The sequence below is a fragment of the Microbacterium sp. NPDC089190 genome, from assembly GCF_040701795.1.
Taxonomy (GTDB): Bacteria; Actinomycetota; Actinomycetes; order Actinomycetales; family Microbacteriaceae; genus Microbacterium; species Microbacterium galbum.
Genome location: NZ_JBFBHF010000004.1, coordinates 126,153 through 150,679, shown reverse-complemented (window position 1 = coordinate 150,679; position 24,527 = coordinate 126,153). Strand labels below are relative to the sequence as shown.

Genomic DNA, 24,527 nt, shown 5'->3' with positions numbered 1-24,527 from the left:
CCCGGGCCTCGGCGGTTCCGCGGCTTCCCCGCCCCGCGGCGGCCGGCCCCGCGAGCGTCCACGAATCCCGGATGCTGTGGAGGCGGTCTCCGGGTGTCTCAGACACTCGACCGGGGGGGCTTCCCGTTGAGCGTCCAGAACACGCCGCGTCCGCGGGGCGGTGCACGGCGTGTTCTGGACACTCAACGGTGGGAGCGGAGGCGCCTGACGGGGCGGGCCGACCGGCTCGCGGGAGCACACCTGGCCGCGCGACGGGACGGACGGACCGGCTCGCGGGAACGCACCCGGCCCGCGCGACGGCGCTAGCGGCTCGACGCCCGCACGACGAGCTCGGGTCGGAAGCGCACCTGGCGCTCGGCGGGGTCGAGCTCGCCGTCGAGCTGGCGCAGCAGCAGATCGACGGCGGTCGAGCCGATCTCCTCGGCGGGCTGACGCACCGAGGTGAGCGGCACGACGGTGGCGGCGGCGAAGTCGATGTCGTCGTATCCGACGAGGGCGATGTCGTCGGGCACGCGGATGTCGCCGAGCATCGTGAGCGCCTGTAGCACCCCCACGGCGAGCAGGTCGTTGGCGGCGAAGACGGCGTCGGGGCGGTCGGAGCGCTCGCGCAGCCCCTCACCGGCCGCGCGGCCGGCGAGGACCGTCATGGCGGCCGTCTCGATGATCTCCAGCGTGGCGCCCTCGACCTCCGCGACCGCGCGGCGCGCGCCGGTGAGGCGGTCGGCGACCTGGCGGGTGGCGAGGGGGCCGGCGACGAAGGCGATGCGTCGCCGCCCCTGCGCGAGCAGGTGGGCGACGGCGAGGTGGCCGCCCTCGACGTCGTCGACCGAGACGGTGCACACCTCGCCCGCGGCGGCCTGTTCGTCGACGAGTACGACCGGGACGCCGGCCGACGCCAGGTGCTCCACGACGTCGCCGTCGGCGTCGGCCGGGGTGAGCAGCACGCCCGCGACGCGCTGCTCGCGGAACTGGTCGAGGTAGAGGCGCTCGTGGTCGCCGTCCGCACCGCTCGAGCCGAGCAGCACGATGTACCCGTCGGCCGCGGCGCGGGCCTCGGCCCCGCGCGCCACCGCGGCGAAGAAGGGGTTGCCGACGTCGAGCACGATGAGCGCGAGCGACCGGCTGCGTCCCGCCCGCAACTGCCGGGCGGCGTCGTTGCGGACGTAGCCGAGGGCGTCGATCGCGGCGCGGACGCGCTCTACGGCGGCGGGCGAGACGGTCGCGCGACCGTTCAGCACGTTCGAGACGGTCCCCACCGAGACACCCGCGTGCGCCGCGACGTCCTTGATCTTCACCGCCATGATCCGTTGACGATATCGCACCGTCCGACGCGCTGTGGTATCGTGCGATGAAACGATTCATTCTCGAGGGAGAGAAGACCCACCCCATGTCCGCACAGACCACGCGCGTCTGCTTCGAACTCCGTGTCCACCCGGAGCGGGTCGACGAGTACGTCGCCCGCCACACCCCGGTCCGCGCCGACATGCTCGCCGAGATCGCCGCAGCCGGTCGTCGCAACTACTCCCTCTTCCTCGGTGCGGGCGGACGCCTCATCGGCTACTACGAGACCGACGACGACGCGGCCGCGCAGGCCTATCTCGCCGCGTCCCCGGTCGCAGCCGCATGGGAGGCCGAGATGGCCCCCTTCTTCCTCGGCCTCGACGGGCGCCCCGACCAGGCGGCGGCCACGCTCACCGAGGTGTTCCACCTCGCCGACCAGCTCGCCGCGGCCGCGCCCGCGGCATCCGTTCCCTCCGTCAACGCCGAGTCCTCGGCATCCGCCCCGACCGAAAGCACCCGCCCATGACGACGCTGTCTCCCGAGATCCTCTCCACCCTCGAAGGCCAGGCCATCGAGCTGCCCTCGTGGGCGTTCGGCAACTCCGGCACGCGCTTCCGCGTGTTCCCCACCGCCGGGACGCCCCGCGATCCGTTCGAGAAGATCGCGGATGCCGCAGAGGTCAACCGCCTGACGGCGCTCGCCCCCTCGGTGGCCCTGCACATCCCGTGGGATCTCGTCGACGACTTCTCGGCCCTCCGCCGCCACGCCGAGGACCTCGGCGTGAAGCTCGGCACGGTGAACTCGAACACCTTCCAGGACGAGGACTACAAGTTCGGCGCCCTCACCCACCACGACGAGCGCATCCGCCGCAAAGCCATCGACCACCACCTCGCCTGCATCGACGTGATGGATGCCACGGGCTCGCGCGACCTGAAGATCTGGCTCGCCGAGGGCTCGAACTACCCCGGCCAGAACGACATGCGCGGCCGCCAGGACCGCCTGCAGGACTCGCTGCAGCAGATCTACGCGCGCCTCGGCGACGACCAGCGTCTCGTGCTGGAGTACAAGTTCTTCGAGCCGTCGTTCTACCACACCGATGTTCCCGACTGGGGGACCTCCTACGCCCAGGTCGCCTCGCTCGGCGACAAGGCGATGGTGTGCCTCGACACCGGTCACCACGCGCCGGGCACGAACATCGAGTTCATCGTCATGCAGCTCCTGCGCCTCGGAAAGCTCGGTTCGTTCGACTTCAACTCGCGCTTCTACGCCGACGACGACCTCATCGTGGGCGCGGCCGACCCGTTCCAGCTGTTCCGCATCCTCACCGAGGTCGTGCGCGGCGGGGGCCTGAACAACCCCGACGTGGCCTTCATGCTCGACCAGTGCCACAACATCGAGGACAAGATCCCCGGGCAGATCCGCTCGGTGCTGAACGTGCAGGAGATGACGGCGCGCGCGCTCCTCATCGACCGTGCCGCTCTGGATGCCGCGCAGCAGGCGAACGACGTGCTCGGCGCCAACGCGGTGCTCATGGACGCCTTCTACACCGACGTGCGCCCGGCCCTCGCCGAGTGGCGTGAGTCGCGCGGGCTTCCCGCCGACCCGATGGCCGCGTTCGCGGCATCCGGCTACCTGCCCCGCATCGCCGAGGAGCGCGTCGGCGGCACCCAGGCCGGCTGGGGCGCCTGATCGACTCCCGGGGCGGCGCGTCACCCGCTGCCCCGGGCCTCGAGGCGGCCTCACCACCGTCTCGACCCTCCTCCCACCGTCGGCCCGCCGACGGTCCTTCGACCACCGGGGCGGTGGGCCCTGAATCACCGCCGCCCCCGGTTCTCCTTCCCGTCGCTCTCACCCGTGAGGAACGTCATGACCAGCTCCACCGCCGCCGACCTCGTCGCGCGCAGCAACCGCCTCGGCTCCGACCCGAAGGTCACCAACTACGCCGGCGGAAACACCTCCGCCAAGGGCACCGACATCGACCCCGTCACCGGGGAGCCGGTCGAGCTGCTGTGGGTCAAGGGTTCCGGGGGAGACCTCGGCACGCTCACCGAGAAGGGCCTCGCGGTGCTGCGGCTCGACCGCATGCGCGCGCTCGTCGACGTCTACCCCGGCATCGAGCGCGAAGACGAGATGGTCGCGGCCTTCGACTACTGCCTGCACGGCAAGGGGGGCGCCGCCCCCTCGATCGACACCGCGATGCACGGACTCGTAGATGCCGCCCACGTCGACCACCTGCACCCCGACGCGGGCATCGCGATCGCGACCGCGGCCGACGGCGAGGCGCTGACCTCGACCATCTTCGGCGACAAGGTCGTGTGGGTGCCGTGGCGTCGCCCGGGCTTCCAGCTGGGTCTCGACATCGCCGCGATCAAGGAGAAGAACCCCCAGGCGATCGGCACCATCTTGGGCGGTCACGGCATCACGGCGTGGGGCGACACCTCCGAGGAGGCCGAGCGCAACAGCCTGTGGATCATCGACACCGCGCAGGCCTACATCGACGAGCACGGTGCGGCCGAGCCGTTCGGCGGGGTGCGCGCGGGCTTCGCCGCCCTGCCCGAGGCCGAGCGCCGCGCGAAGGCCGCGGCCCTGGCCCCCACCATCCGCGGTCTCGCCTCGACCGACAAGCCGATGGTCGGTCACGTCACCGACTCCGACGTGGTGCTCGACTTCCTGGCATCCGAGAAGGCTCCCGCCCTCGCCGCGCTCGGCACGAGCTGCCCCGATCACTTCCTGCGCACCAAGGTCAAGCCGCTGATCCTCGATCTGCCGGCCGACGCCTCGGTCGAGGATTCGATCGCGCGCCTGAAGGAGTTGCACGTCGCGTACCGCGAGGACTACCAGGCGTACTACGACGCGCACGCGGATGCCGACAGCCCCGCGATCCGCGGTGCGGACCCGCTCATCGTGCTCGTGCCGGGCGTGGGCATGTTCTCGTACGGCGCGAACAAGCAGACCGCGCGCGTGGCGGGCGAGTTCTACGTCAACGCGATCAACGTCATGCGCGGCGCGGAAGCGCTGTCGACCTACGCTCCGATCTCGGATGCCGAGAAGTTCCGCATCGAGTACTGGGCGCTGGAAGAGGCCAAGCTCCAGCGCATGCCGAAGCCGAAGACGCACCAGGGGCGCATCGCCTTCGTCACGGGAGCGGCATCCGGAATCGGCAAGGCCATCGCGACCCGCCTCGCCGCCGAGGGCGCGTGCGTCGTCGTCGCCGACCTCGACCTCGAGAAGGCCCGGGCCGTCGCGGCCGAGCTCGGATCGACCGACGTCGCCATCGGGGTCGCCGCGAACGTGGCGGATGCCGAGGGCGTGCAGGCCGCGATCGACGCCACGGTCCTCGCCTTCGGTGGTATCGACCTCGTCGTGAACAACGCGGGGCTCTCGCTGTCGAAGCCGCTGCTGGAGACCACCGAGAAGGACTGGGACCTGCAGCACGACGTCATGGCCAAGGGGTCGTTCCTCGTGTCGAAGGCGGCGGCCAAGGCCCTCATCGAGCAGAAGATGGGCGGAGACGTCATCTACATCTCGTCGAAGAACAGCGTCTTCGCCGGCCCGAATAACATCGCCTACTCCGCGACGAAGGCCGACCAGGCGCACCAGGTGCGACTCCTCGCGGTCGAACTCGGCGAGCACGGCGTGCGCGTGAACGGCATCAACCCCGACGGCGTCGTGCGCGGCTCGGGCATCTTCGCCGCCGGCTGGGGCGCCAACCGCGCCGCCACCTACGGCGTCGACGAGAAGGACCTCGGTCAGTTCTACGCCAACCGCACGATCCTCAAGCGCGAGGTCGTCCCCGAGAACGTCGCCGACGCGGTGTTCGTGCTCACCGGACCCGAGCTCTCGCGCACGACCGGCCTGCACGTGCCCGTCGACTCGGGCGTCGCCGCGGCCTTCCTGCGATGAGCGGGGAGACCGCGGGCTCCCCGGCGCGCGGCGGCATCCGCGCCGTCGCGGCCGTCGATCTCGGCGCGACGAGCGGTCGCGTGATGATCGGCCGGGTCGGCGACGGCGTGCTCGAGCTCGAGCAGGTCGCGCGCTTCCCGAACGGTCCGGTGCAGCGCGCCGACGGCTGGCACTGGGACGTCGAGGCCCTGTGGGGTCACGTGCGCGAGGGGCTCGCCGAAGCGCGGCGCCGAGAGCCGTCGATCGAGAGCGTCGGCATCGACTCCTGGGCGGTGGACTACGGCCTGCTCGGCCCGGACGGATTGCTCGCGGAGCCCTTCCACTACCGCGACGAGCGCACCGCACGCGGGGTGGATGCCGTGCACGCGGTCGTTCCGTTCGAGGAGCTCTATCGACGCAACGGTCTGCAGTTCCTGCCGTTCAACACGCTCTACCAGTACGCCGCCGACCCCCGCGTCGTCGACGCCGAGGCGAGCCTGCTCATCCCCGATCTCCTCGCCGCGCGGCTCACCGGCCGACGCGTCGCGGAGCGCACGAACGCCTCGACGACCGGACTGCTCGACGTGCGCACGGGGGAGTGGGATCTCGCGCTCGCCGAGGCGCTCGGCATCCCGTCGTCCGTTCTACCTCCGCTCGTGGACCCGGGTGAGACCATCGGGGTCGCCGGCTCGGGAGCGCCGGGCCTGCCCGTGGTCGCCGTCGGATCGCACGACACGGCTTCGGCGATCGTCGCCGTGCCGCTGTCGACGCCGCACGCCGCCTACATCTCGTGCGGCACCTGGGGGCTCGTCGGTCTGGAGCTCTCCGCGCCGATCGTGACGGATGCCGCCCGCGCGGCGAACTTCACGAACGAGGGCGGGGTCGACTCTCGCGTGCGGTTCCTCCACAACGTCACGGGGCTGTGGCTCCTGAGCGAGACGGTGCGGGCCTGGTCGGAGCGCGACGGCGCCCCGGTCGACCTGCCGGACCTGCTCGCCGAGGCGGCGACCGTCTCGACGCCCGCGCACCTGTTCGACGCCGACGACCCCTCGCTCGCCGCCCCGGGTGACATGCCGGCGCGCATCGCGGCCCTGCTCTGGATGCCGGAGCCCCGCGCCGAGGCGCGCGCGGCGTTCGCGCGGGTCATCGTCGAGAGCATCGCCGATGCCTTCGCCCGCGCCGTGCGCACCGCGGGCGATCTGGCCGGACGCGAGGTCGACGTCATCCACCTCGTCGGCGGGGGTGCGCTCAACGCGCTCCTCTGCCAGGCGACGGCCGACCGCAGCGGCCTTCCGGTTCTGGCCGGTCCGGTCGAGGCGACCGCACTGGGCAACGTGCTCGTGCAGGCGCGCGCCCTGGGCTGCTTCGGCGGTGACGCCTCGCTCGAGGACCTGCGTCAGCGCGTCGCCGACGCCTTCCCTCCGCGGCGGTTCGCTCCCCGCTCCTGAGCCCCCTTCCCGCCCGCGAGGGTGGGGCGTACTATGTGGTCAGACCACACGAAAGAGAGATCTCCATGGTGCAGCGACAGCTCCCCAAAGTCGGCGAGCTCCTCGAGCTCATGCAGTTCAAGAAGCCCGAGCTCGACGCGCGCAAGCGCCGCCTCGACGCGGCGCTGACGATCGCCGACCTCCGCACGATCGCGAAGCGTCGCACCCCGAAGGCGGCCTTCGATTACACCGACGGCGCCGCCGAAGGCGAGCTCTCGCTCGACCGGGCGCGCCGCGCGTTCGAGGACGTCGAGTTCCACCCCGACATCCTGCGTCCCGCGGCGGACGTCGACACCTCGTGCAAAATCCTCGGCGGCCCCTCGGCGCTGCCCTTCGGCATCGCGCCCACCGGCTTCACGCGCCTGATGCAGACCGAGGGCGAGACGGCGGGGGCGTCGGCTGCGGCGGCCGCCGGCATCCCGTTCACCCTGTCGACGCTCGGCACCACCTCGATCGAGGGCGTCAAGGCGGCCAACCCCGTCGGGCGCAACTGGTTCCAGCTCTACGTCATGAAGCAGCGCGACATCTCGTACGGCCTCGTCGAGCGCGCCGCCAAGGCCGGCTTCGACACCCTGCAGTTCACCGTCGACACCCCCATCGCCGGCGCCCGCCTGCGTGACAAGCGCAACGGCTTCTCGATCCCGCCGCAGCTCACCGTCGGCACGATCGTCAACGCCATCCCGCGCCCGTGGTGGTGGATCGACTTCCTCACGACGCCCAAGCTCGAATTCGCCTCGCTCAGCACCACCGGTGGCACCGTCGGCGAGTTGCTGAACGCCGCCATGGACCCGACGATCAGCTACGACGACCTCGACGTCATCCGTGGCATGTGGCCGGGCAAGATCGTCGTCAAGGGCGTGCAGAACGTCCAGGACGCCGCGCGCCTGGTCGACCTCGGTGTCGACGGCATCGTGCTCTCCAACCACGGCGGTCGCCAGCTCGACCGCGCGCCGATCCCGTTCCACCTGCTGCCGAAGGTCGTGCGCGAGGTCGGGAAGGATGCCACGGTCATGGTCGACACCGGCATCATGAACGGCGCCGACATCGTGGCATCCATCGCCCTGGGGGCCAAGTTCACCCTCATCGGGCGCGCGTACCTTTACGGCCTGATGGCCGGTGGACGTCAGGGCGTCGACCGCACCATCGCGATCCTGCGGAGCGAGATCGAGCGCACCATGACGTTGCTCGGCGTCTCGTCGCTCGAGGAGCTCGAGCCGCGCCACGTGACGCAGCTCACGCGCCTGGTCCCGGTCGGCGACCAGGCGGTCGACGCGCGCGTCTGACCGACCGCGCGACGTCCGAGCCGAGAGCGATGCGGGGGCGGAGTTCGCCTCCTCCCCCGCATCGCCGACGAATCGGGAGAAAGTACTTGCCATAAAGGAAAGTACTTGCAAGACTGAAGGAGTCGAAAGGACTCCCATGGACGCCCACCCCGCGGTCACCGCTTCCGAAGCCCGAACCCTCCTCGCCCGCGCGGAGCGCCTCAGCAGGTCCGCTCACGACGCGACCCGCTGGCCCTACATCACCTTCATCGTGGCGCTGGGCGTGGCGACGTCCATGGGGACCTTCGCCATGGCCCTCGCGACGGGCGATGCGTTCGGTCTCGCCTACGTCGGCACCCTGGCCGTGACGTTCGCACTGCTGCTCTTCTTCGTCATCAGCATCCAGGGGCGTGCCGCGTTCGCCCGCAGTCGTCGGTGGACCGCGTACATCGCCGCGTGGTTCGCCTCCTACGCGATCGCCCTGGCCGTCGTCATCTGGGCGCACGGGTCCGTGCTGCTCGCGGGCGTGGCATCCGGAGTCGTCCTGCTCGTCTCCCTCGTCTGCGCGGCGCGCGAGGCTCGCTCATGACCACGGCTGCCCGGCATCCACGGCACCGTCTCGACGACCTGCTCCAGAACTCCGTGCGCCTCTCGATCATGGCCGCCCTGGACCGCGCGACGACCCTGAGCTTCAAGGAAGTGCGCGATGCCGTGGAGATCACCGATTCCGCGCTGAGCAAGCAGGTGTCGGCGCTCGAGGCGGGGGGATACCTCTCGGTCGGGAAGTCGTTCGCGGGCAAGATGCCGCGCACCTCCCTGACCATGACCGCGGAGGGTCGCACGGCGTGGCGGAGTCACCTCGCCGTCCTCCGTGAGATCGCCGGCGTCGACGCCTGATCCGCGAGCGCCGGGCGAGCTCGCCACGCGCTCACGCCCTCTCGTCGATCCTCTCCTCCGCGCCCTCGCGACGCCGCGCGCCCGCCCCGAGCGTCGCCGTCGAGGCGAGCCCGAGCACGAGGAAGCCCGCCGCCGTGAAGGCGGCCGCGCGGGTGCCGTCGCTGAACGCGGCGCGGGCATTGATCGCGAGGTCCTGCGTCTCGGGCGACGCGGCCAGGCCCGCGATCGCCGCGCCGGCGCTGTCGACCACCTGCGACACGACCTGGTCGCGTTGGGCGGCGGGGATGCCGCGATCGTCGAGGGTGGATGCCAGCACCCCCGCCGTGGTCGAGAAGAGCACGGTCCCGAGCACGGCGACGCCCAGGGCCGCCCCGAGCTGCCTCGAGGTCGATTGGGTGCCCGACGCCTGCCCGCTGGCCGACGGGGGCACCTCCGCGAGCACGACACCGGTCAACTGCGCGGTGGCGAGGCCGACACCGACCCCGTACACGAAGAGGAAGGGGATGAGCGGGCCCCAGGTGGCATCCGGGCCGATCGTGAACGCCACCCCGGCGACGCCGATGATCTCCGCCAGCAGGCCTCCGCGCACGATCCAGACCGGGGCGACGCGCCCGCTCAACGCCCCGGCTATGCCGCTCGCGACGAACGAGCCGATCGCGAGGGAGAGCAGCAGCAGGCCCGTCTGCAGCGCGTCGAAGCCCACGACGAACTGCAGCCAGAGCGGGAGGGCGAGGATGATGCCGAACTCGCCGAGCGAGACGACGGCTGCGGCGATGTTGCCGTTGCGGAACGAGGCGATGCGGAACAGCCCGAAGGCCAGCAGGGTCGGCTCTCCGCGGCGCTGTCGCCGCAGGCCCCACGCGATGAACGCCACGAGGGCGACGAGGGCCAGTCCGAAGGCCAGAGGAACCGGTGACAGGGCGAGCGGCCAGGTCCAGTCGCCGATCGTCGGTGCGGAATCGAGCGTCCACCATCCGTAGGTGCGCCCCTCGATGAGCCCGAAGACGAGCGGGGCCATCGTCAGCACCGACAGCAGCGCACCCACACCGTCGATGCGCTCGACGCGATCGCTGCGCGACTCGGCGACGGTGAACAGCACGCCGATGACGATGAGCAGTCCGAGCGGGATGTTGATGCCGAACGCCCACCGCCACGAGAACGCGGTGGTGAGCCAGCCGCCCAGCAGCGGGCCGACGGCCGCCATGCCGCCGATCGTGGAACCCCACACGGCGAAGGCGATGCCGCGCTCGCGCCCGCGGAAGGTGGCGTTGATGATCGACAGCGTCGTCGGGAGGATCATCGACCCGCCCACGCCCTGGATGAGGCGGGCGAGGATGAGCAGACCGCCGGTCGGCGCGAGGGCGGCGGCGATCGACGCGACGGCGAAGACGACGACGCCCAGGAGCATGAGCCGTCGTCGACCGAACCGGTCGGCGAGGCTGCCGAAGACCAGCAGCAGCGAGGCGAAGACGAGGGTGTAGGCCTCTTGGACCCACTGCACCTCGGTCGAGGAGATCTTCAGTTCCTCCACGATCGAGGGCACGGCGACGTTGACGATCGTCGAGTCGACGATGATCAGCGAGACGGCGATGCTGATGAAGACGAGGCCCGCCCAGCGGCGCCCGTCCGGGTTTCCGTTCATGTAGCTAGATTATCTAGCTAGATTATCGAGGGAAAGGGCTTGCTCCGATCCGTTCGAGCCTCGCCGGCGGGTGTCCCTCGCGGGTCGGTGGATCCCCTGTCCCTGTCCGCGCCGTCGGGTGCAGCCGACCGGGGCGGACAGGATCGCCTTCGGCGAGCGGGGGCAGGGGAGCGCGCGGCTCAGCGGATCAGGCGCCGTGGCGCGGGCGGAGGGCCGATCGTTCGCCCGGCGGGAGCGGGATGGGCGTGGTCCCGGCGATCTCGTCGCTGAAGTCCTCGGGCTCGGGGTTCACGACGGCGATGGGCCGTGTCTCGTCGACGGTGAGGCGGAAGCGCTTCGTGTCGTGCCGGTGCACGCGCCCCGAGGCGAGGGTCCACGTGACACCGATGCCGCACGCGACGAGGGCGACGCCGGCCGCGAGCGCGATGGCGGCACGCGGGCCGAACTCGGCGGCGACGGCGCCGACGATGGGCGCGCCGACGGGGGTGCCGCCGAGGAGGATCGCCATGTACAGCGCGAGCACCCGCCCGCGCAGGGCGGGGTCGGTCGTCGTCTGCACGTAGCCGTTGGCCGTCGTCAGGGTGGTCACCACGCAGAAGCCGGTCAGCACGAGGGTCGCCGCGTACGTCTCGTACGAGGGGGCGAAGACCGAGAGGGCGGATGCCACGGCGAACCCGCCCGCGCCCAGGATCACCACGCGCATACGGGCGCGTTCACGGCGCGCTGCCAGGAGGGCGCCGGTCAGGGAGCCGATCGCGACGAACGAGCTCAGCAGGCCGAAGCCGTCGGCGCCGCGCCCGAAGGCGAGGGCCATCGTGGAGGCGAAGATCGGGAAGTTCATGCCGAACGCGCCGAGCAGGAACACCATGATGAAGATCACGACGAGGTCGGCCCGGTGGGCGACGTAGCGGAAGCCGTCGGCGAGCCGCGCGGGCCCGCCCCGGCGGTGGTGCACCACGAGCTCGTGGGGTCGCATGATCAGCAGTGCGGTGATCATGGCCAGGAACGTGAACGCGTTGACGAGGAACACCCACCCGGTGCCGATCGCGACGATCATGACGCCCGCGACCGCCGGACCGATCAGGCGTGCGGTGTTGAACGACGCCGCGTTCAGGGCGACGGCGTTCGAGGCGTTCTCCTGGGCGACGACGTCGGACACGAACGCCTGCCGGGCGGGGTTGTCGAACGCGGTCACGACGCCGAGCGCGAGGGCGAAGCCGAACATCATGGGCAGGGTCATCACCCCGGTCAGCAACAGGATGCCGAGGGTCACGGCCAGCAGCAGCAGCGCCGACTGCGTGCACATGATGAGCTTGCGGCGGTCGAAGCGGTCGGCCACCCACCCCGTCACGCTCACGAGCAGGAGCGGTGGCGCGAACTGCAGCGCCATGGTCACGCCCATGGCGGCCGCGTCGTTGTCGGTCAGCTGGGTGAGCACGACCCAGTTCTGGGCCGTCGCCTGCATCCAGGCCCCGACGTTGGAGACGAGGGCGCCGATGAACCAGACGCGGTAGTTGAAGATCGACAGCGACCGGAACATCGACGAGCTCATCTGTCGGCCACCTTCCTCATGATCACCGCGGCGCGGGCCAACGTGTCGCGTTCCTCGGGGGAGAGCTCGGCGAGGGCCTCCTCCACGAAGGCGTCACGGCGTCGGACGGTCTCGTCGACGATCGTGCGCCCGAAGTCGGTGAGGTCGATCGTCACGCGGCGACGATCGACCTCGTCGGGGATGCGGCTGATGTAGCCCGCCTCCTCGAGCAACGACACCGTCCGGTTCATCGACGGGGCGGTGACGCGCTCACGATCGGCCAGCTGGCCGAGCGTGTGCGCACCGTGCACCGTGAGGGCGGCGAGGACGGCGAACTGCCCGTCGCTCATGGTGTCGACGGCCCGCTGCGCCCGGAGGCGGCGGGCCAGACGGAACGTGGCCATGCGCAGCTCGGAGGCCGCGGCGCTGAAGTCATGACTCAGGTCGGGAAGGGGGGATTCGTCGACGCGATCATTCATGTTCCTGCCTTCGAGGGTAGCTCATTAGTCTTGCTAACGGAATGGATGCCGCGCTTCGCGGCCGCGCGGCCGCGCGTTCCGGCCGCACCTCGAGCACGCGTCGCCCCTAAACTCGGCGCATGCCCGAGTTCGTCGACGCCTACGGCATCCCGATCGTCTATGACGTCCACGAGGCCGCCGAGCCGCGGGCCGTGGTGCAGCTGCTGCACGGCGTCGGTGAACACGCGGGTCGCTACGGCGCTCTCATCGACGCCCTCGTCGCCGACGGCTACACGGTCTACGCCGACGACCATCGAGGACACGGGCGCACCGGGCTCCGCCAGTGGGGCGGCGACCACCGGCGGCTCGGACGGCTCGGCCCCGGCGGTCTCGGTGCCGCGCGCGACGCGGTGTGGACCCTCACGCAGCTCATCCGCGAGGCGCATCCCGACCTGCCGCTGGTCCTCCTCGGCCACTCGTGGGGGTCGTTCCTCGCGCAGATGCTGCTGGACCGGCATCCGGACGCCTACGACGCCGTCGTGCTGAGCGGGTCCGCCCTCCGCTGGCCGGGGGCGCTGAACGCCGGCGACCTCAACGCCCCGTGGAAGCACGTGCGCGGGTCGGGGATGGAGTGGCTCTCGAGCGACGAGCAGGTGGGCCGCGACTTCGTCGCCGACCCCCTGACGACCTCGGAGCCGCTGATGAAGCTCTTCGGACCCCTCGAGGCGGCCAAGCTCTTCGGTCGGCCGCGGCGCGATCTCGGCCACGACGTGCCGATACTGCTCATGGTCGGTCGCGACGACACCGTGGGCGGTCCGCGCAGCGTCCACCGGCTGGCGGACGCCTACCGCGACCGGTCGGGTCTCACCGACGTCACGACGCTGGTCTATCCGGGCGCGCGGCACGAGATCTTCGCGGAACGGGAGCAGGATGCCGTCCGCGCCGACCTCCTCGCGTGGCTCGACCGGCGGCTGCCGGCGCGGGGCTGAACCGCGCCCCCTCACGGACGACGGATGAACGGCGAGGGCCGTTCGGCGGGGGTCGAGTCGTCGCGTGCCGTCGAGGCGGCAGTGCTGAGGGAGCTCGCCCGCCGCGGCTGAGCGCTCACCGGCTCGGACGACGGGCGTTCCGGGCGACGCGGCGCACCTGCTGTTCGCTGAGCGATTTCTGCATACGCACGAAGCATCTTTTGGTTGCCATTCCGCAAAAGCCCGGATACTGTCGGAAGAGCCAGGACACCTCGACGACGAGTACCCCCTCACCACCCCGGGTCGCCCTCCATCCCCCTCGGAGCGCCCCGCTCGAACGGCCCCTCACCCCGGGGCCGTGCCGTCGTGTGCGCCCGGCCATCACGTCCCTCAACGAAGAACGGACCACACGAGTGAACACTTCGGATACCCCCCACGCCCCGGAGGTCGGCGCCTGGTTCATCGGCGCGCGCGGCTCCCTCGCCACCACCGCGACCCTCGGCATCCACGCTCTCGCCCTCGGTGCGGCGGCGCCGGTGGGGCTCACCACCGAGACCGACGCCGTGCGGGTCGAGGAGTTCCCCGCGATCGGCGGGATCGTCGTCGGCGGCCACGACATCTCGACGACCCCGCTCGAGGAGCGGGCGGCCCAACTCGCCGCGGGCGGAATGTTCCCCGCCGCCCTCGTCGAAGCGACGCGTGGCCGCCTGCGCGAGACGGAGGAGAACCTGCGCCCCGTGCCGACCCTCACCACCACGCAGCAGGAGGAGATCGATCTGCTCGCGGCCGACATCATCGACTTCCGCGACCGGCACGACCTGCGCGAAGTCGTCGTCATCGACGTCTCGTCGACCGAGCCGCTGCCGCCCTACCACCCCTGCTTCGACGACGACGATCTGCTGCAGACCGCCCTCACCACGCCCGGCGTGCGGGTTCTGCCGCCGAGCTCGCGCGCGGCCCTGGCCGCGATCGCGGCCGGCGCCGCCTATGCCGCCTTCACCCCCTCCGCGTCGCTCACGCTCCCCGTGCTGCGCGAGCGCGCCGACCGCGCCGGCATCGCCTACGCCGGTCAGGACGGGAAGACCGGCGAGACGCTGCTGCGCACGGTGCTCGCTCCGATGTTCGCGGCGCGCGGGTTCCGTGTGCAGTCCTGGGCCGGTACCAACCTCCTCGGCGGAGGTGACGGGGCCACCCTGGCCGACCCCGAGGCGGTGCGTTCCAAGCTCGTGTCGAAGAACCGCGGACTGCACGCCCTCGTCGGCGACGACGTCGTGGCCCCTCTGCACATCGACAATGTCCCCGACCTCGGCGACGTCAAGACCGCGTGGGACCACGTCAACGCCACCGGCTTCCTCGGCAGTCGCGTGACCTTGCAGACGACCTGGAGCGCATACGACTCCGCCCTCGCCGCCCCGCTCGTGATCGACCTGGTCCGTTCGCTCTCGCTCGCCACCCGCGCCGGCCACGCGGGGGTCGTGCCCGCCCTGGGCTGCTTCTTCAAAGACCCGTGGGGCAGCGACGTGCATGGTTTCGGTGACCAGACCGCGCAGTTCGTCGCCTGGGTGCACGAGACCGCCGCCGCCGTCGCGGCGGCCCGGGTCGCCGCGCCGTGACGCGCGTCGCGGACTACCTCGACCTGGTCCGCGCCCCCGCGTCGCTCACCGTGCTGGGCGACGCGCTCATCGGGGCGCTCGCCGCGCGCGGTCCGGGCGCCGGCGGAGCGGCGCGCGGGGCGGCGCTCGCGGCCTCGTCGGTCTGCCTGTACAGCGCGGGCATGGCCGTGAACGACTGGGCGGATGCCGACCTCGATGCGCTCGAGCGGCCGGAGCGCCCCATCCCCTCGGGGCGTCTCAGTCGTCGGCGCGCGCTCGCCGTCGGGGCGGGGCTGACGGTGACCGGGGTGGGGGCAGCGTTCGCGGCGGGCCGCGCGTCGGGCATGGTGTCGCTCGCCCTCGCGGCCACGCTCTGGGCCTACGACGTGGTGCTCAAGCCCACGGCCGCGGGGCCGGTGGCCATGGCCGTGTGCCGCGGACTCGACGTGGTCCTGGGCGCCGCGGGGCCCGGCTGGCGTGCGGCGCTGCTTCCCGCGGGAGCGGTGGCCGTGCACACGGTGGCCGTCACCGCCGTCTCGCGGGGCGAGGTCTCGGGTTCCACGCGTGGCACCGGCGTCGCCGCGGTCGGGGCCAGCGTCGCCGTCGCGGTGTCCACTCTCGTCGGGCGCTCGAATCGCCCCGCCGCGCTGCTGGGGGCGACCCGCTACCTCGCCGCGGTGCTCCCCGGGCAGATCGCCGTCGCCCGCCGACCCGGCGCGGCCGAGGCCCGTGATGCGACCAGGGCCGGCATCCGTTCCGTCGTGCCCCTGCAGTCGGCCCTCGCGGCTCGCGCGAGTGCGCCCCTCGCCACGGCAGCGCTTCTCGGCGTCGAGGGGGCGGGCCGCCTCCTCGGACGCCGCCGATCCGGAGGAGACATCACATGAGCGTGGACTGGACCTGGGGCTACGGCACGAACGGTTTCACCGACCACCCGCTTCCCTCGGCGCTCGATGTGCTCCAGCACCACGGCTATCGTGCCGTCGCCCTCACGCTCGGGCATCCCCATCTCGACCCCTTCGCCGCCGACTGGCGTGAGCAGACCGAGGCCCTCGCGGTCGATCTGCGCCGCCGGGGGCTGCGCGTCGTCGTCGAGACCGGGACGCGCTATCTGCTCGACGCGTTCCGCAAGCACCGTCCGACCCTCGTCGACCGCGAGGCGGGGCCGCGCATGGACTTCCTCCGTCGGGCGATCGAGATCGCGGCGATCCTCGACGCCGACTGCGTGTCGCTGTGGAGCGGCGTGGTGCCCGACGACGTCTCGACCGAGGCGGCGCGCGTCCTGCTCGACGAGCGCCTCCTCGCTTTGACCGCGGATGCCGTGGCAGCGGGGGTGACCCTCGCGCTGGAGCCCGAACCCGGGATGCTCGTCGAGACCGTCGCCGATGCCCTGGCCGTGCGCGCTCGCCTCGGTCATCCCACGGCCCTCGGCGTGACCGTCGACCTCGGTCACTGCGTCGTCGTCGAACCCGACGGCGTCGTCGGCGCCCTCCGCGCCGCAGGATCGCTGCTGTGCAACGTCCAGGCCGACGACATGCTCCCCAGTGCCCACGAGCACCTCCCTTTCGGCGACGGCGAGCTCGACCTGCCCGCGGCCCTCGCCGTCCTCCGCGAGATCGGTTACCGCGGTGTGGTGGCCGTCGAACTGCCTCGTCACGCCCACGCGGCCCCCGAGCTCGCCCGTGCGAGCATGGCGGCGCTGCTCGCGGCGTCCGAGACACCGCGTCCCACGGTCGCCGCAGGTCCGAACGAGGGAGGAGCCGTCGCTCCGGGGCGACCCTCCGCTCTTCCGACGCCCGTGCCCCACCCCTGGACCACCCGCGCCGTCGAGGCGGTGCAGACGGATGCCGCCCGCGCGGCACGCCTGTTCGCCTCGGCCGGACGCGAGGTGGGGCGAGAGCCGCTGTCACCGGAGCCGTTCGCCCCCACCGCCGACGACGTGTCGCGGGCCGCGATCGTCGCGGCACTCGCCGACTCCGGAGCCGACCCCGATGTGGTCCGCGCTCTGTACCGCCGGGGTGACGATGCGGAGCGCCGCGGAGTGCTGCGCGGTCTCGACGCGCTCGCCGCGCCGTCCCCGGGCTGGCGCGAAGCGGGCCTCGAACTCGTCGTCGACGCCCTCCGCGCCAACGACACCCGTCTCGTCGCCGCCGCCCTGGGCCGGTTCGCCGCCGCGCACCTCGACGACCACGCGTGGCGCCACGGCGTGCTCAAGTGCGTGTTCCTCGGCATCCCGCTCGTCGTCGTCGCCGGCCTCGCCGAACGCGCCGACGACGAGCTCGCCGCCATGGGTGCGCGCTTCGCCGAGGAACGCCGGGCGGCGGGCCGCTCCGTGCCGGCCGACCTCGCTCTCCTCTCACGCTCCACCGATCACCTCCTCGCCGAAAGGGCCTGACATGCGCATCTTCGACCCCCACATCCACATGTCCGCCCGCACGACCGACGATTACGAGGCGATGTACGACGCGGGCGTCCGCGCCCTCGTCGAACCGGCGTTCTGGCTCGGTCAGCCCCGAACCAGCGTGGGGTCATTCCTCGACTACTTCGACGCCCTGATCGGCTGGGAGAGATTCCGCGCCGCGCAGTTCGGTATCCGCCACCACTGCACGATCGCGCTGAACCCCAAAGAAGCGAACGATCCACGGTGCCGCGAGGTCATGGCCGAGCTGCCGACCTACCTCGCCAAAGACGGCGTGGTCGCCGTCGGCGAGACCGGATACGACTCGATGACCCCCGAGGAGGACGAGATCCTGCGCGGACATCTCGCCCTCGGCATGGAGTTCGACCTGCCGGTCCTCGTGCACACCCCACACCGTGACAAGGCGGTGGGCACGCAGCGTACCCTCGACGTCGTCGCCGAGTCCGGCATCCCGATCGAGCGCGTCCTCGTCGATCACCTCAACGAGACCTGCGTCGATGCCGTCGCCGACAGCGGGGCGTGGATGGGCTTCTCGATCTACCCCGACACGAAGATGGACGAGCGGCGTGTGGTCGCGATCATGCAGCGCATCGGCCTCGACCGCGTGATCGTCAACTCCGCGGCCGACTGGGGCCGATCCGACCCGCTCAAGACGGCCAAGACGGGCCTCGCGATGCTCGACGCCGGCTTCAGCGACGACGACGTCGACCGCATCCTGTGGCGTAACCCGCGCGACTTCTACGCGCAGAGCGGTCGGGTGAACACCGACCCGATCGAGGGGTTCGCCCCGGCGAACCAGGGCCCCGACGTGTTCGAGGGCAATTCGGTTCTGCGCGGCACGGCCACGCGTCAGGGGGCGTGATGCACCTCTCGTACTGCACCAATGTCCACCCGGCGGAAGACCTGCCCGGCATCGTCCGCCAGCTCGACGAGAATGCCGGCCCGGTGCGGCGAGAGGCGGGTCTCGACCGTCTCGGCGTGGGATTGTGGCTACCCGTCGGCACGGCGTCGCTCCTCGCGCGCGACGGCGAGGCCCGGGCGACGCTCGCCGCCGCACTCGAGCGCAACGGCCTCGAGCTGCGCACGATCAACGCCTTCCCCTACCGCGGGTTCCACGACGACGTCGTCAAGCTCGCGGTCTACCGCCCCGACTGGACCACGAGAGAACGCCTGGACTACACGCTCGACTGCGCACACGTGCTCGCCGCGCTCCTGCCCGACGGCGCGGACGGCAGTATCTCCACGCTCCCGCTAGGATGGCGGGATGGGTGGGGCTCCGCCGACGACGACGCCGCCGAGGCCTCGCTCGTCCGACTCGTCGACGGACTCGCCGCGCTCGAGCGCGAGACGGGGCGCACGGTGCGCGTGGCCATCGAGCCCGAGCCCGGCTGCATCCTCGACGACGTCGCCGACATCGTCGCCTGGCTGAGCGCGCGTCCGCGCCTCATCGCCGACGGCCGGATCGGCCTGTGTCTCGACACGTGCCACCTGGCCGTTTCGTTCGCCCCTCCCGCCGAGGCCGTCGCCGCCGCGGTGGCGGCCGGCATCAGGGTGGTCAAGGTGCAGGCCTCCGTGGCCCTCGAGGTGCCCGACCCCTCGGATCCCCGCACGGAAGCCGCTCTCCGTCCCTTCGCCGAGGAACGCTACGTGCATCAGGTGCGCGAGGCCGGGGGCACCCGCGCAGCCGACGACCTGCCCGAGGTCCTCGACGCCGCCGAGGCGTGGCCGAGGGATCGCGCGTGGCGGGTGCACGTCCACATCCCCCTGCACGCCCGTCCCGCGCCGCCCCTGCGCGCGACCACTGAGGTCCTGGAAGCTGCCGTCGAGGCGGTGCTGTCCACCCCCGACGGCGACCGGGCGCACCTCGACGTCGAGACGTACACGTGGTCGGTGCTCCCCGAGCAGATGCGACCCGGCACCCTCGTGGAGGGCATCGCCGCCGAACTACGTTGGGCGCTCGAGAACCTCCCGCGCGCACTCGCCGGGGCCGCGGCCGCCACCGCCGCGGATGGAAGCCGCGCATGAGCAAAGTCCTCCTCCTCGACATCGTGGGCCTCACTCCGCGCGCACTCGCCTCGATGCCCCGCTTGAGCGCGATCGGACGCGTCGGCGGGCAGATGGGGCTCGACACCATCCTCCCGGCGGTCACATGCAGCGTTCAGTCGACCATGCTCACCGGGCTGGCGCCGCGCGAACACGGAATCGTCGGCAACGGCTGGTACTTCCGCGGTCTCGGCGACCCCCTGCTCTGGCGCCAGCACAACAAGCTGGTCGCGGGTGAGAAAGTGTGGGACACCGCGCGCCGCGCGCGACCCGGGCTCACCGTCGCCAACCTCGGTTGGTGGTTCGCGATGGGGGCGACGACCGACGTCACCGTCACCCCACGGCCGATCTACCACGCCGACGGGCGGAAGAGCCCCGACGCGTACGTCCGCCCCGCGGTCCTGCACGACCAGCTCGTGGGGGCGCTGGGGGAGTTCCCGCTGTTCCAGTACTGGGGGCCCACCGCCACGATCCGCAGCAGCGCGTGGCTGGCCGAGGCGACGCGCGGCCTCGTCACCGGGCGCTGGGGGCCGTCCCCCGATCTCGCCATGGCCTACCTCCCGCACCTCGACTACGACCTCCAACGCTTCGGCCCGAACGCGCCGGAGGCCGACCGCGCCGCGCGGGAGCTGGACGACGCCATCGCGCCGCTGCTGACCGACGCCGTCGACCGCGGCTACTCGGTGCTGGCCGTGTCGGAGTACGGCATCGAGGAGGCCTCGCGACCGGTCGACATCAACCGTGCGCTGCGCCGTGAGGGTTTGCTCGAGGTGTATGTGCAGGACGGGCGGGAGCACCTGGACCCCTGGACCTCACGTGCGTTCGCCGTCGCCGACCACCAGGTCGCGCACGTCTACGTTCCGGATGCCGGCGACCTTCCGCGCGTCCGCTCACTGCTACAGGGGCTCGACGGGGTCGACGACGTGCTGGACCGTGAGGCGCAGGCCCGCTACGGCCTCGATCACGAGCGCGCCGGCGAGCTCGTCGTGGTGGCCGAGCCGGGGGCGTGGTTCACCTACTATTTCTGGCTCGACGACGCTCGCGCGCCCGAGTACGCCCGGGGCGTCGATATCCATCGCAAGCCCGGCTACGACCCCGCCGAGCTGTTCTTCGACCCCGCCGACCGCCTCGCGAAGGCCAAGGCGGGAGCGAACCTCGTGAAGAAGAAGCTCGGCTTGCGCTATGCGATGAGCACCGTACCACTCGATCCCACGTGCGTGCGCGGGACCCACGGGCGCCTGCCCTCCTCGCGCGCGGACGCCCCGATGATCATCAGCAGCGATCCCGCGCTGCTTCCCGATGTCGAGTCGCTGCCCGCCGCGGGTGTCCGTGATCTGGTGCTCCGCGGCCTGCGCGTCTGACGCGGGGCACGCGTCCAGAACAGGCATGCCGCGGGGCGGGCTGTTCGCAGCGGAGACGACCCCACCCGATGGCATCCCTCCTCCGCGGCGGCCGCGGACGCACGGAGGGCCGGACGCCTCACGCGCCCGGCCCTCCTCTTCGCTTCCGGCTGCTCGCCCCGATCAGCGCCGGCTGAACGCCGCGTCGAACGCCGCCCCCGACGGTTCGTACGACGACAGCTTCCGCACGAAGCCGAGCGCCTCGGGCGCTCCGACCAGGCGGTCCATGCCGGCGTCCTCCCACTCGACCGACAGTGGACCGTCGTAGCCGATCGCGTTCAGCATGCGGAAGGCGTCCTCCCACGGGACGTCGCCGTGGCCGGTGGAGATGAAGTCCCAGCCGCGACGGGGGTCCGCCCACGGCAGGTGCGACGACAGGCGGCCGTTGCGGCCGTTCGACAGACGCTTCTTCGTGTCCTTGCAGTGCACGTGGAAGATCTTGTCCTGGAAGTCCCACAGGAACGCGACCGGATCAATGTCCTGCCACACCATGTGCGAGGGGTCCCAGTTCAGCCCGAACGCCTCGCGGTGCCCGATGGCCTCGAGCGCCCGCTTCGTCGTCCAGTAGTCGTAGGCGATCTCCGAGGGATGCACCTCGTGGGCGAAGCGCACGCCGACCTCGTCGAAGACGTCGAGGATCGGGTTCCACCGGTCCGCGAAGTCCTGGTACCCGGCATCCACCATCTCCTCGGTGGCGGGCGGGAACATCGCGACGTACTTCCAGATGCTCGACCCGGTGAAGCCGGTGACCGTCTTCACCCCCAGCGCGGAAGCCAGGCGGGCGGTGTTCTTCAGCTCCTCGGCGGCGCGCCGGCGGACGCCCTCGGGGTCGCCGTCGCCCCACACCCGGTCGGACACGATGTCGCGATGGCGCTGGTCGATGGGGTCGTCGCAGACGACCTGGCCCTTGAGGTGGTTGGAGATCGTCCACACCTTCAGGCCGTGGCGCTGAAGCACGTCGAGCTTGCCCTGGACGTACTGCTCGTCGTCCCAGCGCCAGGGGTCGAGGTGATCGCCCCAGCAGGCGATCTCGAGGCCGTCGTAGCCCCACTCGCCGGCGAGTCGGGCCACCTCCTCGAACGGCAGGTCGGCCCATTGGCCCGTGAACAGGGTGATCGGTCGCGTCATCGCGGGGAACCTCTCATCGGAAGGGAACGGGGAATGTTTCAGGATGCCGCGTACGCGCGGTCGGAAAGGGTCGACGGTGCGAGGGAGGGTTCGACGCCCGTCCAGACCCCGTCCGCGTCGGAGCTGCGGGCCACGGCATCCAGGACCTCCTGCACGTGGAGACCGTCCGCGAAGGACGGGCGCGGATCCTCGTCGGCGGCGACCGCCTCGACGAAGTCCTTCGCCTGGTGCGAGAAGCCGTGCTCGTAGCCGAGCATGTGACCGGTGGGCCACCAGGCGCCGACGTAGGGGTGCTCGGGTTCGGTGACGAGGATGCGGCGGAACCCCTGCTCCGTCGCGGGCAGCGTGGCGTCGTAGAACTGCAGCTCGTTGGGACTCTCGAGGTCGAACGACAGCGAGCCGAGGGAGCCGGAGATCTCGACGCGCAGGGCGTTCTTGCGGCCGAGACGGAATCGCGAGGCCTCGAACGAGGCGAGGGCGCCGTTCTCCAGCCGACCCGTGAAGAGGGCGAGGTCGTCGACCGTGACGGCGCCGCGCCCGGCGCCGGCCGAGCCGGAGAGGCCGGAGGCGGAGCCCAGCACGGGGCGCTCCGACACGATCGTCTCGAGCAGACCCGCCACCCGCGTCACCCGCAAGCCGGTCATGAACTCGGTGATGTCGACGGCATGGGCGCCGATGTCGCCGAGCGACCCGGAGCCGGCGCGATCCTTCTGCAGGCGCCACGTCAGCGGCGCGTCGGCGTCGCTGAGCCAGTCTTGCAGGTACTCGGCGCGCACCTGACGGATGTCGCCGAGGCGGCCGGTGGCGATGAGATCGCGGGCGAAGGTGGTCGCAGGCAGGCGTCGGTAGGTGAAGCCGACCATCGAGCGGATGCCGTATCGCTGAGCGGATGCCGCGGCCTCGGCCATGCGGCGGGCTTCGTCGACGGTGTTGGCGAGGGGCTTCTCGCACAGGACGTGCTTTCCCGCCGCAAGCGCGGCGATGGCGATCTCGGCGTGGGAGTCGCCGGGGGTGACGATGTCGACGGCGTCGATGTCGTCGCGTTCGAGCACCTCGCGCCAGTCGGTCGAGCTCTCGGCCCACCCCCAGGTGTCGGCCGCGGCCCGGGTGCGGGCGGCGTCGCGTCCGACGAGGACGCTCATCTCGGGGGCGAGGGGGAGATCGAAGAAGCGGGGTGCGACGCGCCATCCCTGGGAGTGCGCGGCGCCCATGAATCCCGCGCCGATCATGGCGATGCGGAGGTGCTGGGTCACGATGAGGGTCTTTCTGTGGGAGATGGAGGACGGGGCGCCCACGGCGACCGTGGACGCCCCGAACCGATCAGGACTCGAACGACAGATCGATGAAGGACGCCACGTTGTCCTTCGTCACGACCGGGGCGTCGAGCACGATGCGGTTGGGCACGCTGGGGGTGATGAGGTCACCCGCGGTCTTGCCCTGCGCGATCAGGCGCGCGAGCGCGATGCCGTCGGCCGCCTGCGTCGACGGGTAGATGACGGTCGCCTGCAGGGGAGTGTCGCCGGCCTCGATCGCCTCCATGGCGTTGCGGCTCCCGGCGCCGCCGACCATGAAGAACTCGTCACGGCCCGAGGCCGTGATGGCGGCGAGCACGCCGATGCCCTGGTCGTCGTCGTGGTTCCAGATGGCGTCGATCTTCGGGTTGGCCGAGAGCAGCTGCGATGTCGCCGACTCCCCGCCCTGGACGGTGAAGTCCGCGGCCACGCGGGGACCGACCTCGAGGCCGCAGTCCGACAGCGCGTCGGCGAAGCCCGCCGAACGATCCTGCGTGAGCGGGAGGGAGTCGATGCCGGCGATCTCGGCGACGACAGCGCTGCTGTTGCCCTCGAGCTGGTCGCAGACGTAGGTTCCGGCGCTGACGCCCATCCCGTAGTTGTCGCCGAGAACGGTCGAGCGTGCGGCGAAGGGGCTGGAGAACTCGCGGTCGACGTTGATGACCGGGATGCCGGCGTTCATCGCCTTGATCGCGACCTCTGTGAGGGCCGCGCCGTCGCTGGGCAGCAGCACGATGGCGTCGACCTTGTTGTTGATGAAGGTCTCGACGGCGGCGATCTGCGCGCTGACGTCGTTGGTTCCCTCGGCGACCTGCAGATCGACGTCGGGGAAGCTCTCGGCCGCGGCCAGGGCGCCGGAGTTGATGGCGCCGAGCCACCCGTGGTCGGCGGCGGGACCGGAGAAGCCGATGGTGACGGTGTCGCCGGTGGCGGCGTTCTCTTCGGCGCTGGTGCCCTGATCGACGACATTCTGGGCGTCGTCGTTCGAACCGGTGCAGCCGGCGAGCAGGCCGACCGACGCGAGGACGGCGACCCCCGTGAGAACCAAACGGGAGCGCGTCTTCATCTGTGAGCGCATGTACTTCCTCCTTGAATGTGATGCAGCTGGGGTCATGGCAGCCCCGGGTCATCCCGAAGGAAGGGTCCGCTCTGACGCCGCTCACGCTAGCAGAAGTGGCAGTGCGGTAGTCAACTTTTGATAACAGACCGATAAAAGTGAGCGACGCCTCTCCGAAGCGCCCGATAGCC

The 24,527-nt window shown here is 71.5% G+C and carries 21 protein-coding genes; 14 read left to right on the top strand and 7 right to left on the bottom strand.

Features of this window, described 5'->3' with window-relative positions; all coding sequences use genetic code 11:
• Positions 1 to 302 precede the first annotated feature (302 nt).
• Positions 303 to 1,301, bottom strand: coding sequence for a LacI family DNA-binding transcriptional regulator (locus AB0230_RS14115; protein WP_315994428.1), 999 nt, complete (start codon positions 1,299 to 1,301; stop codon positions 303 to 305).
• Positions 1,302 to 1,387: 86 nt separating this feature from the next.
• Here AB0230_RS14115 and AB0230_RS14110 point away from each other — a divergent pair, with 86 nt between their 5' ends.
• The 7 genes from AB0230_RS14110 (at position 1,388) to AB0230_RS14080 (ending at position 8,809) form a co-directional block, all read left to right on the top strand.
• A complete protein-coding gene (locus tag AB0230_RS14110) occupies positions 1,388 to 1,807 on the top strand; it encodes an L-rhamnose mutarotase (RefSeq protein ID WP_363389076.1) in 420 nt (139 codons plus the stop codon).
• A complete protein-coding gene (gene rhaI / locus AB0230_RS14105; protein ID WP_363389079.1) occupies positions 1,804 to 2,970 on the top strand; it encodes an L-rhamnose isomerase in 1,167 nt (388 codons plus the stop codon). The genes AB0230_RS14110 and rhaI overlap by 4 nt, the downstream gene beginning before the upstream one ends.
• A gap of 177 nt (positions 2,971 to 3,147) precedes the next feature.
• A complete protein-coding gene (locus AB0230_RS14100) occupies positions 3,148 to 5,184 on the top strand; it encodes a bifunctional aldolase/short-chain dehydrogenase (RefSeq protein ID WP_363576948.1) in 2,037 nt (678 codons plus the stop codon).
• Positions 5,181 to 6,611 (top strand): rhamnulokinase family protein, encoded by a 1,431-nt coding sequence (locus tag AB0230_RS14095; protein ID WP_366376379.1) that lies wholly within the window; start codon positions 5,181 to 5,183, stop codon positions 6,609 to 6,611. The genes AB0230_RS14100 and AB0230_RS14095 overlap by 4 nt, the downstream gene beginning before the upstream one ends.
• A 65-nt stretch (positions 6,612 to 6,676) precedes the next feature.
• Positions 6,677 to 7,933, top strand: coding sequence for an alpha-hydroxy acid oxidase (locus tag AB0230_RS14090; protein ID WP_366376377.1), 1,257 nt, complete (start codon positions 6,677 to 6,679; stop codon positions 7,931 to 7,933).
• A gap of 136 nt (positions 7,934 to 8,069) precedes the next feature.
• Entirely contained in the window at positions 8,070 to 8,501 is a 432-nt protein-coding gene (locus AB0230_RS14085; RefSeq protein WP_315994434.1) for a chemotaxis protein CheY, read from the top strand.
• Entirely contained in the window at positions 8,498 to 8,809 is a 312-nt protein-coding gene (locus tag AB0230_RS14080) for a transcriptional regulator (RefSeq protein WP_366376375.1), read from the top strand. The genes AB0230_RS14085 and AB0230_RS14080 overlap by 4 nt, the downstream gene beginning before the upstream one ends.
• Positions 8,810 to 8,840: 31 nt before the next feature.
• Here AB0230_RS14080 and AB0230_RS14075 read toward each other — a convergent pair whose 3' ends face one another.
• The 3 genes from AB0230_RS14075 to AB0230_RS14065 form a co-directional block, all read right to left on the bottom strand.
• Positions 8,841 to 10,451 carry a DHA2 family efflux MFS transporter permease subunit gene (locus AB0230_RS14075; RefSeq protein ID WP_363389090.1) on the bottom strand — a complete coding sequence of 537 codons (1,611 nt, stop codon included), beginning with the start codon at positions 10,449 to 10,451 and terminating at the stop codon, positions 8,841 to 8,843.
• Between the two features lie 187 nt (positions 10,452 to 10,638).
• A complete protein-coding gene (locus AB0230_RS14070) occupies positions 10,639 to 12,003 on the bottom strand; it encodes an MFS transporter (RefSeq protein WP_315994437.1) in 1,365 nt (454 codons plus the stop codon).
• A complete protein-coding gene (locus AB0230_RS14065) occupies positions 12,000 to 12,461 on the bottom strand; it encodes a MarR family transcriptional regulator (RefSeq protein WP_315994438.1) in 462 nt (153 codons plus the stop codon). Before AB0230_RS14065 ends, AB0230_RS14070 begins: the two co-directional genes overlap by 4 nt.
• 119 nt (positions 12,462 to 12,580) lie before the next feature.
• Between AB0230_RS14065 and AB0230_RS14060 the strand changes: the two genes are divergently transcribed.
• The 7 genes from AB0230_RS14060 to AB0230_RS14030 all read left to right on the top strand — a co-directional run bounded on the left by AB0230_RS14060 (position 12,581) and on the right by AB0230_RS14030 (position 20,820).
• Complete coding sequence (locus AB0230_RS14060; protein ID WP_315994439.1) at positions 12,581 to 13,429, top strand: alpha/beta fold hydrolase; 849 nt, start codon at positions 12,581 to 12,583, stop codon at positions 13,427 to 13,429.
• 392 nt (positions 13,430 to 13,821) lie between these two features.
• The gene (locus tag AB0230_RS14055; protein ID WP_363576937.1) at positions 13,822 to 15,021 is read left to right on the top strand and encodes an inositol-3-phosphate synthase; all 1,200 of its coding nucleotides are present in this window, start codon (positions 13,822 to 13,824) and stop codon (positions 15,019 to 15,021) included.
• Positions 15,018 to 15,884, top strand: a complete 867-nt coding sequence (locus AB0230_RS14050; RefSeq protein WP_366376371.1) for an SCO3242 family prenyltransferase — start codon at positions 15,018 to 15,020, stop codon at positions 15,882 to 15,884. Before AB0230_RS14055 ends, AB0230_RS14050 begins: the two co-directional genes overlap by 4 nt.
• On the top strand, positions 15,881 to 17,392 hold the full coding sequence (locus AB0230_RS14045) for an EboA domain-containing protein (RefSeq protein WP_366376369.1): 1,512 nt from the start codon (positions 15,881 to 15,883) through the stop codon (positions 17,390 to 17,392). The genes AB0230_RS14050 and AB0230_RS14045 overlap by 4 nt, the downstream gene beginning before the upstream one ends.
• Before the next feature lies 1 nt (position 17,393).
• Positions 17,394 to 18,278, top strand: coding sequence for a TatD family hydrolase (locus AB0230_RS14040; RefSeq protein WP_315994443.1), 885 nt, complete (start codon positions 17,394 to 17,396; stop codon positions 18,276 to 18,278).
• On the top strand, positions 18,278 to 19,441 hold the full coding sequence (gene eboE / locus AB0230_RS14035) for a metabolite traffic protein EboE (protein WP_366376367.1): 1,164 nt from the start codon (positions 18,278 to 18,280) through the stop codon (positions 19,439 to 19,441). The genes AB0230_RS14040 and eboE overlap by 1 nt, the downstream gene beginning before the upstream one ends.
• Positions 19,438 to 20,820: a nucleotide pyrophosphatase/phosphodiesterase family protein gene (locus tag AB0230_RS14030; RefSeq protein ID WP_366376365.1), complete on the top strand. Its 1,383-nt coding sequence runs from the start codon at positions 19,438 to 19,440 to the stop codon at positions 20,818 to 20,820. The genes eboE and AB0230_RS14030 overlap by 4 nt, the downstream gene beginning before the upstream one ends.
• Positions 20,821 to 20,982: 162 nt before the next feature.
• On the opposite strand, the gene AB0230_RS14025 is transcribed toward AB0230_RS14030, so the two are convergent.
• From AB0230_RS14025 to AB0230_RS14015, 3 genes are all read right to left on the bottom strand, one after another.
• Positions 20,983 to 21,987 carry a sugar phosphate isomerase/epimerase family protein gene (locus AB0230_RS14025; RefSeq protein WP_315994446.1) on the bottom strand — a complete coding sequence of 335 codons (1,005 nt, stop codon included), beginning with the start codon at positions 21,985 to 21,987 and terminating at the stop codon, positions 20,983 to 20,985.
• A 38-nt stretch (positions 21,988 to 22,025) separates the two neighbouring features.
• Positions 22,026 to 23,216, bottom strand: coding sequence for a Gfo/Idh/MocA family oxidoreductase (locus AB0230_RS14020; RefSeq protein ID WP_366376771.1), 1,191 nt, complete (start codon positions 23,214 to 23,216; stop codon positions 22,026 to 22,028).
• 91 nt (positions 23,217 to 23,307) lie between these two features.
• Positions 23,308 to 24,357, bottom strand: coding sequence for a substrate-binding domain-containing protein (locus AB0230_RS14015; protein WP_315994447.1), 1,050 nt, complete (start codon positions 24,355 to 24,357; stop codon positions 23,308 to 23,310).
• Positions 24,358 to 24,527: the final 170 nt, after the last annotated feature.

Excerpts from the sequence above, each read along its gene's own strand:
- AB0230_RS14115 (WP_315994428.1), bottom strand. The coding sequence starts at position 1,301 with ATGGCGGTGAAGATCAAGGACGTCGCGGCGCACGCGGGTGTCTCGGTG.
- AB0230_RS14110 (WP_363389076.1), top strand. The coding sequence starts at position 1,388 with ATGTCCGCACAGACCACGCGCGTCTGCTTCGAACTCCGTGTCCACCCG.
- rhaI (WP_363389079.1), top strand. The coding sequence starts at position 1,804 with ATGACGACGCTGTCTCCCGAGATCCTCTCCACCCTCGAAGGCCAGGCC.
- AB0230_RS14100 (WP_363576948.1), top strand. The coding sequence starts at position 3,148 with ATGACCAGCTCCACCGCCGCCGACCTCGTCGCGCGCAGCAACCGCCTC.
- AB0230_RS14095 (WP_366376379.1), top strand. The coding sequence starts at position 5,181 with ATGAGCGGGGAGACCGCGGGCTCCCCGGCGCGCGGCGGCATCCGCGCC.
- AB0230_RS14090 (WP_366376377.1), top strand. The coding sequence starts at position 6,677 with ATGGTGCAGCGACAGCTCCCCAAAGTCGGCGAGCTCCTCGAGCTCATG.
- AB0230_RS14085 (WP_315994434.1), top strand. The coding sequence starts at position 8,070 with ATGGACGCCCACCCCGCGGTCACCGCTTCCGAAGCCCGAACCCTCCTC.
- AB0230_RS14080 (WP_366376375.1), top strand. The coding sequence starts at position 8,498 with ATGACCACGGCTGCCCGGCATCCACGGCACCGTCTCGACGACCTGCTC.
- AB0230_RS14075 (WP_363389090.1), bottom strand. The coding sequence starts at position 10,451 with ATGAACGGAAACCCGGACGGGCGCCGCTGGGCGGGCCTCGTCTTCATC.
- AB0230_RS14070 (WP_315994437.1), bottom strand. The coding sequence starts at position 12,003 with ATGAGCTCGTCGATGTTCCGGTCGCTGTCGATCTTCAACTACCGCGTC.
- AB0230_RS14065 (WP_315994438.1), bottom strand. The coding sequence starts at position 12,461 with ATGAATGATCGCGTCGACGAATCCCCCCTTCCCGACCTGAGTCATGAC.
- AB0230_RS14060 (WP_315994439.1), top strand. The coding sequence starts at position 12,581 with ATGCCCGAGTTCGTCGACGCCTACGGCATCCCGATCGTCTATGACGTC.
- AB0230_RS14045 (WP_366376369.1), top strand. The coding sequence starts at position 15,881 with ATGAGCGTGGACTGGACCTGGGGCTACGGCACGAACGGTTTCACCGAC.
- AB0230_RS14040 (WP_315994443.1), top strand. The coding sequence starts at position 17,394 with ATGCGCATCTTCGACCCCCACATCCACATGTCCGCCCGCACGACCGAC.
- eboE (WP_366376367.1), top strand. The coding sequence starts at position 18,278 with ATGCACCTCTCGTACTGCACCAATGTCCACCCGGCGGAAGACCTGCCC.
- AB0230_RS14030 (WP_366376365.1), top strand. The coding sequence starts at position 19,438 with ATGAGCAAAGTCCTCCTCCTCGACATCGTGGGCCTCACTCCGCGCGCA.
- AB0230_RS14025 (WP_315994446.1), bottom strand. The coding sequence starts at position 21,987 with ATGACGCGACCGATCACCCTGTTCACGGGCCAATGGGCCGACCTGCCG.
- AB0230_RS14020 (WP_366376771.1), bottom strand. The coding sequence starts at position 23,216 with ATGATCGGCGCGGGATTCATGGGCGCCGCGCACTCCCAGGGATGGCGC.
- AB0230_RS14015 (WP_315994447.1), bottom strand. The coding sequence starts at position 24,357 with ATGCGCTCACAGATGAAGACGCGCTCCCGTTTGGTTCTCACGGGGGTC.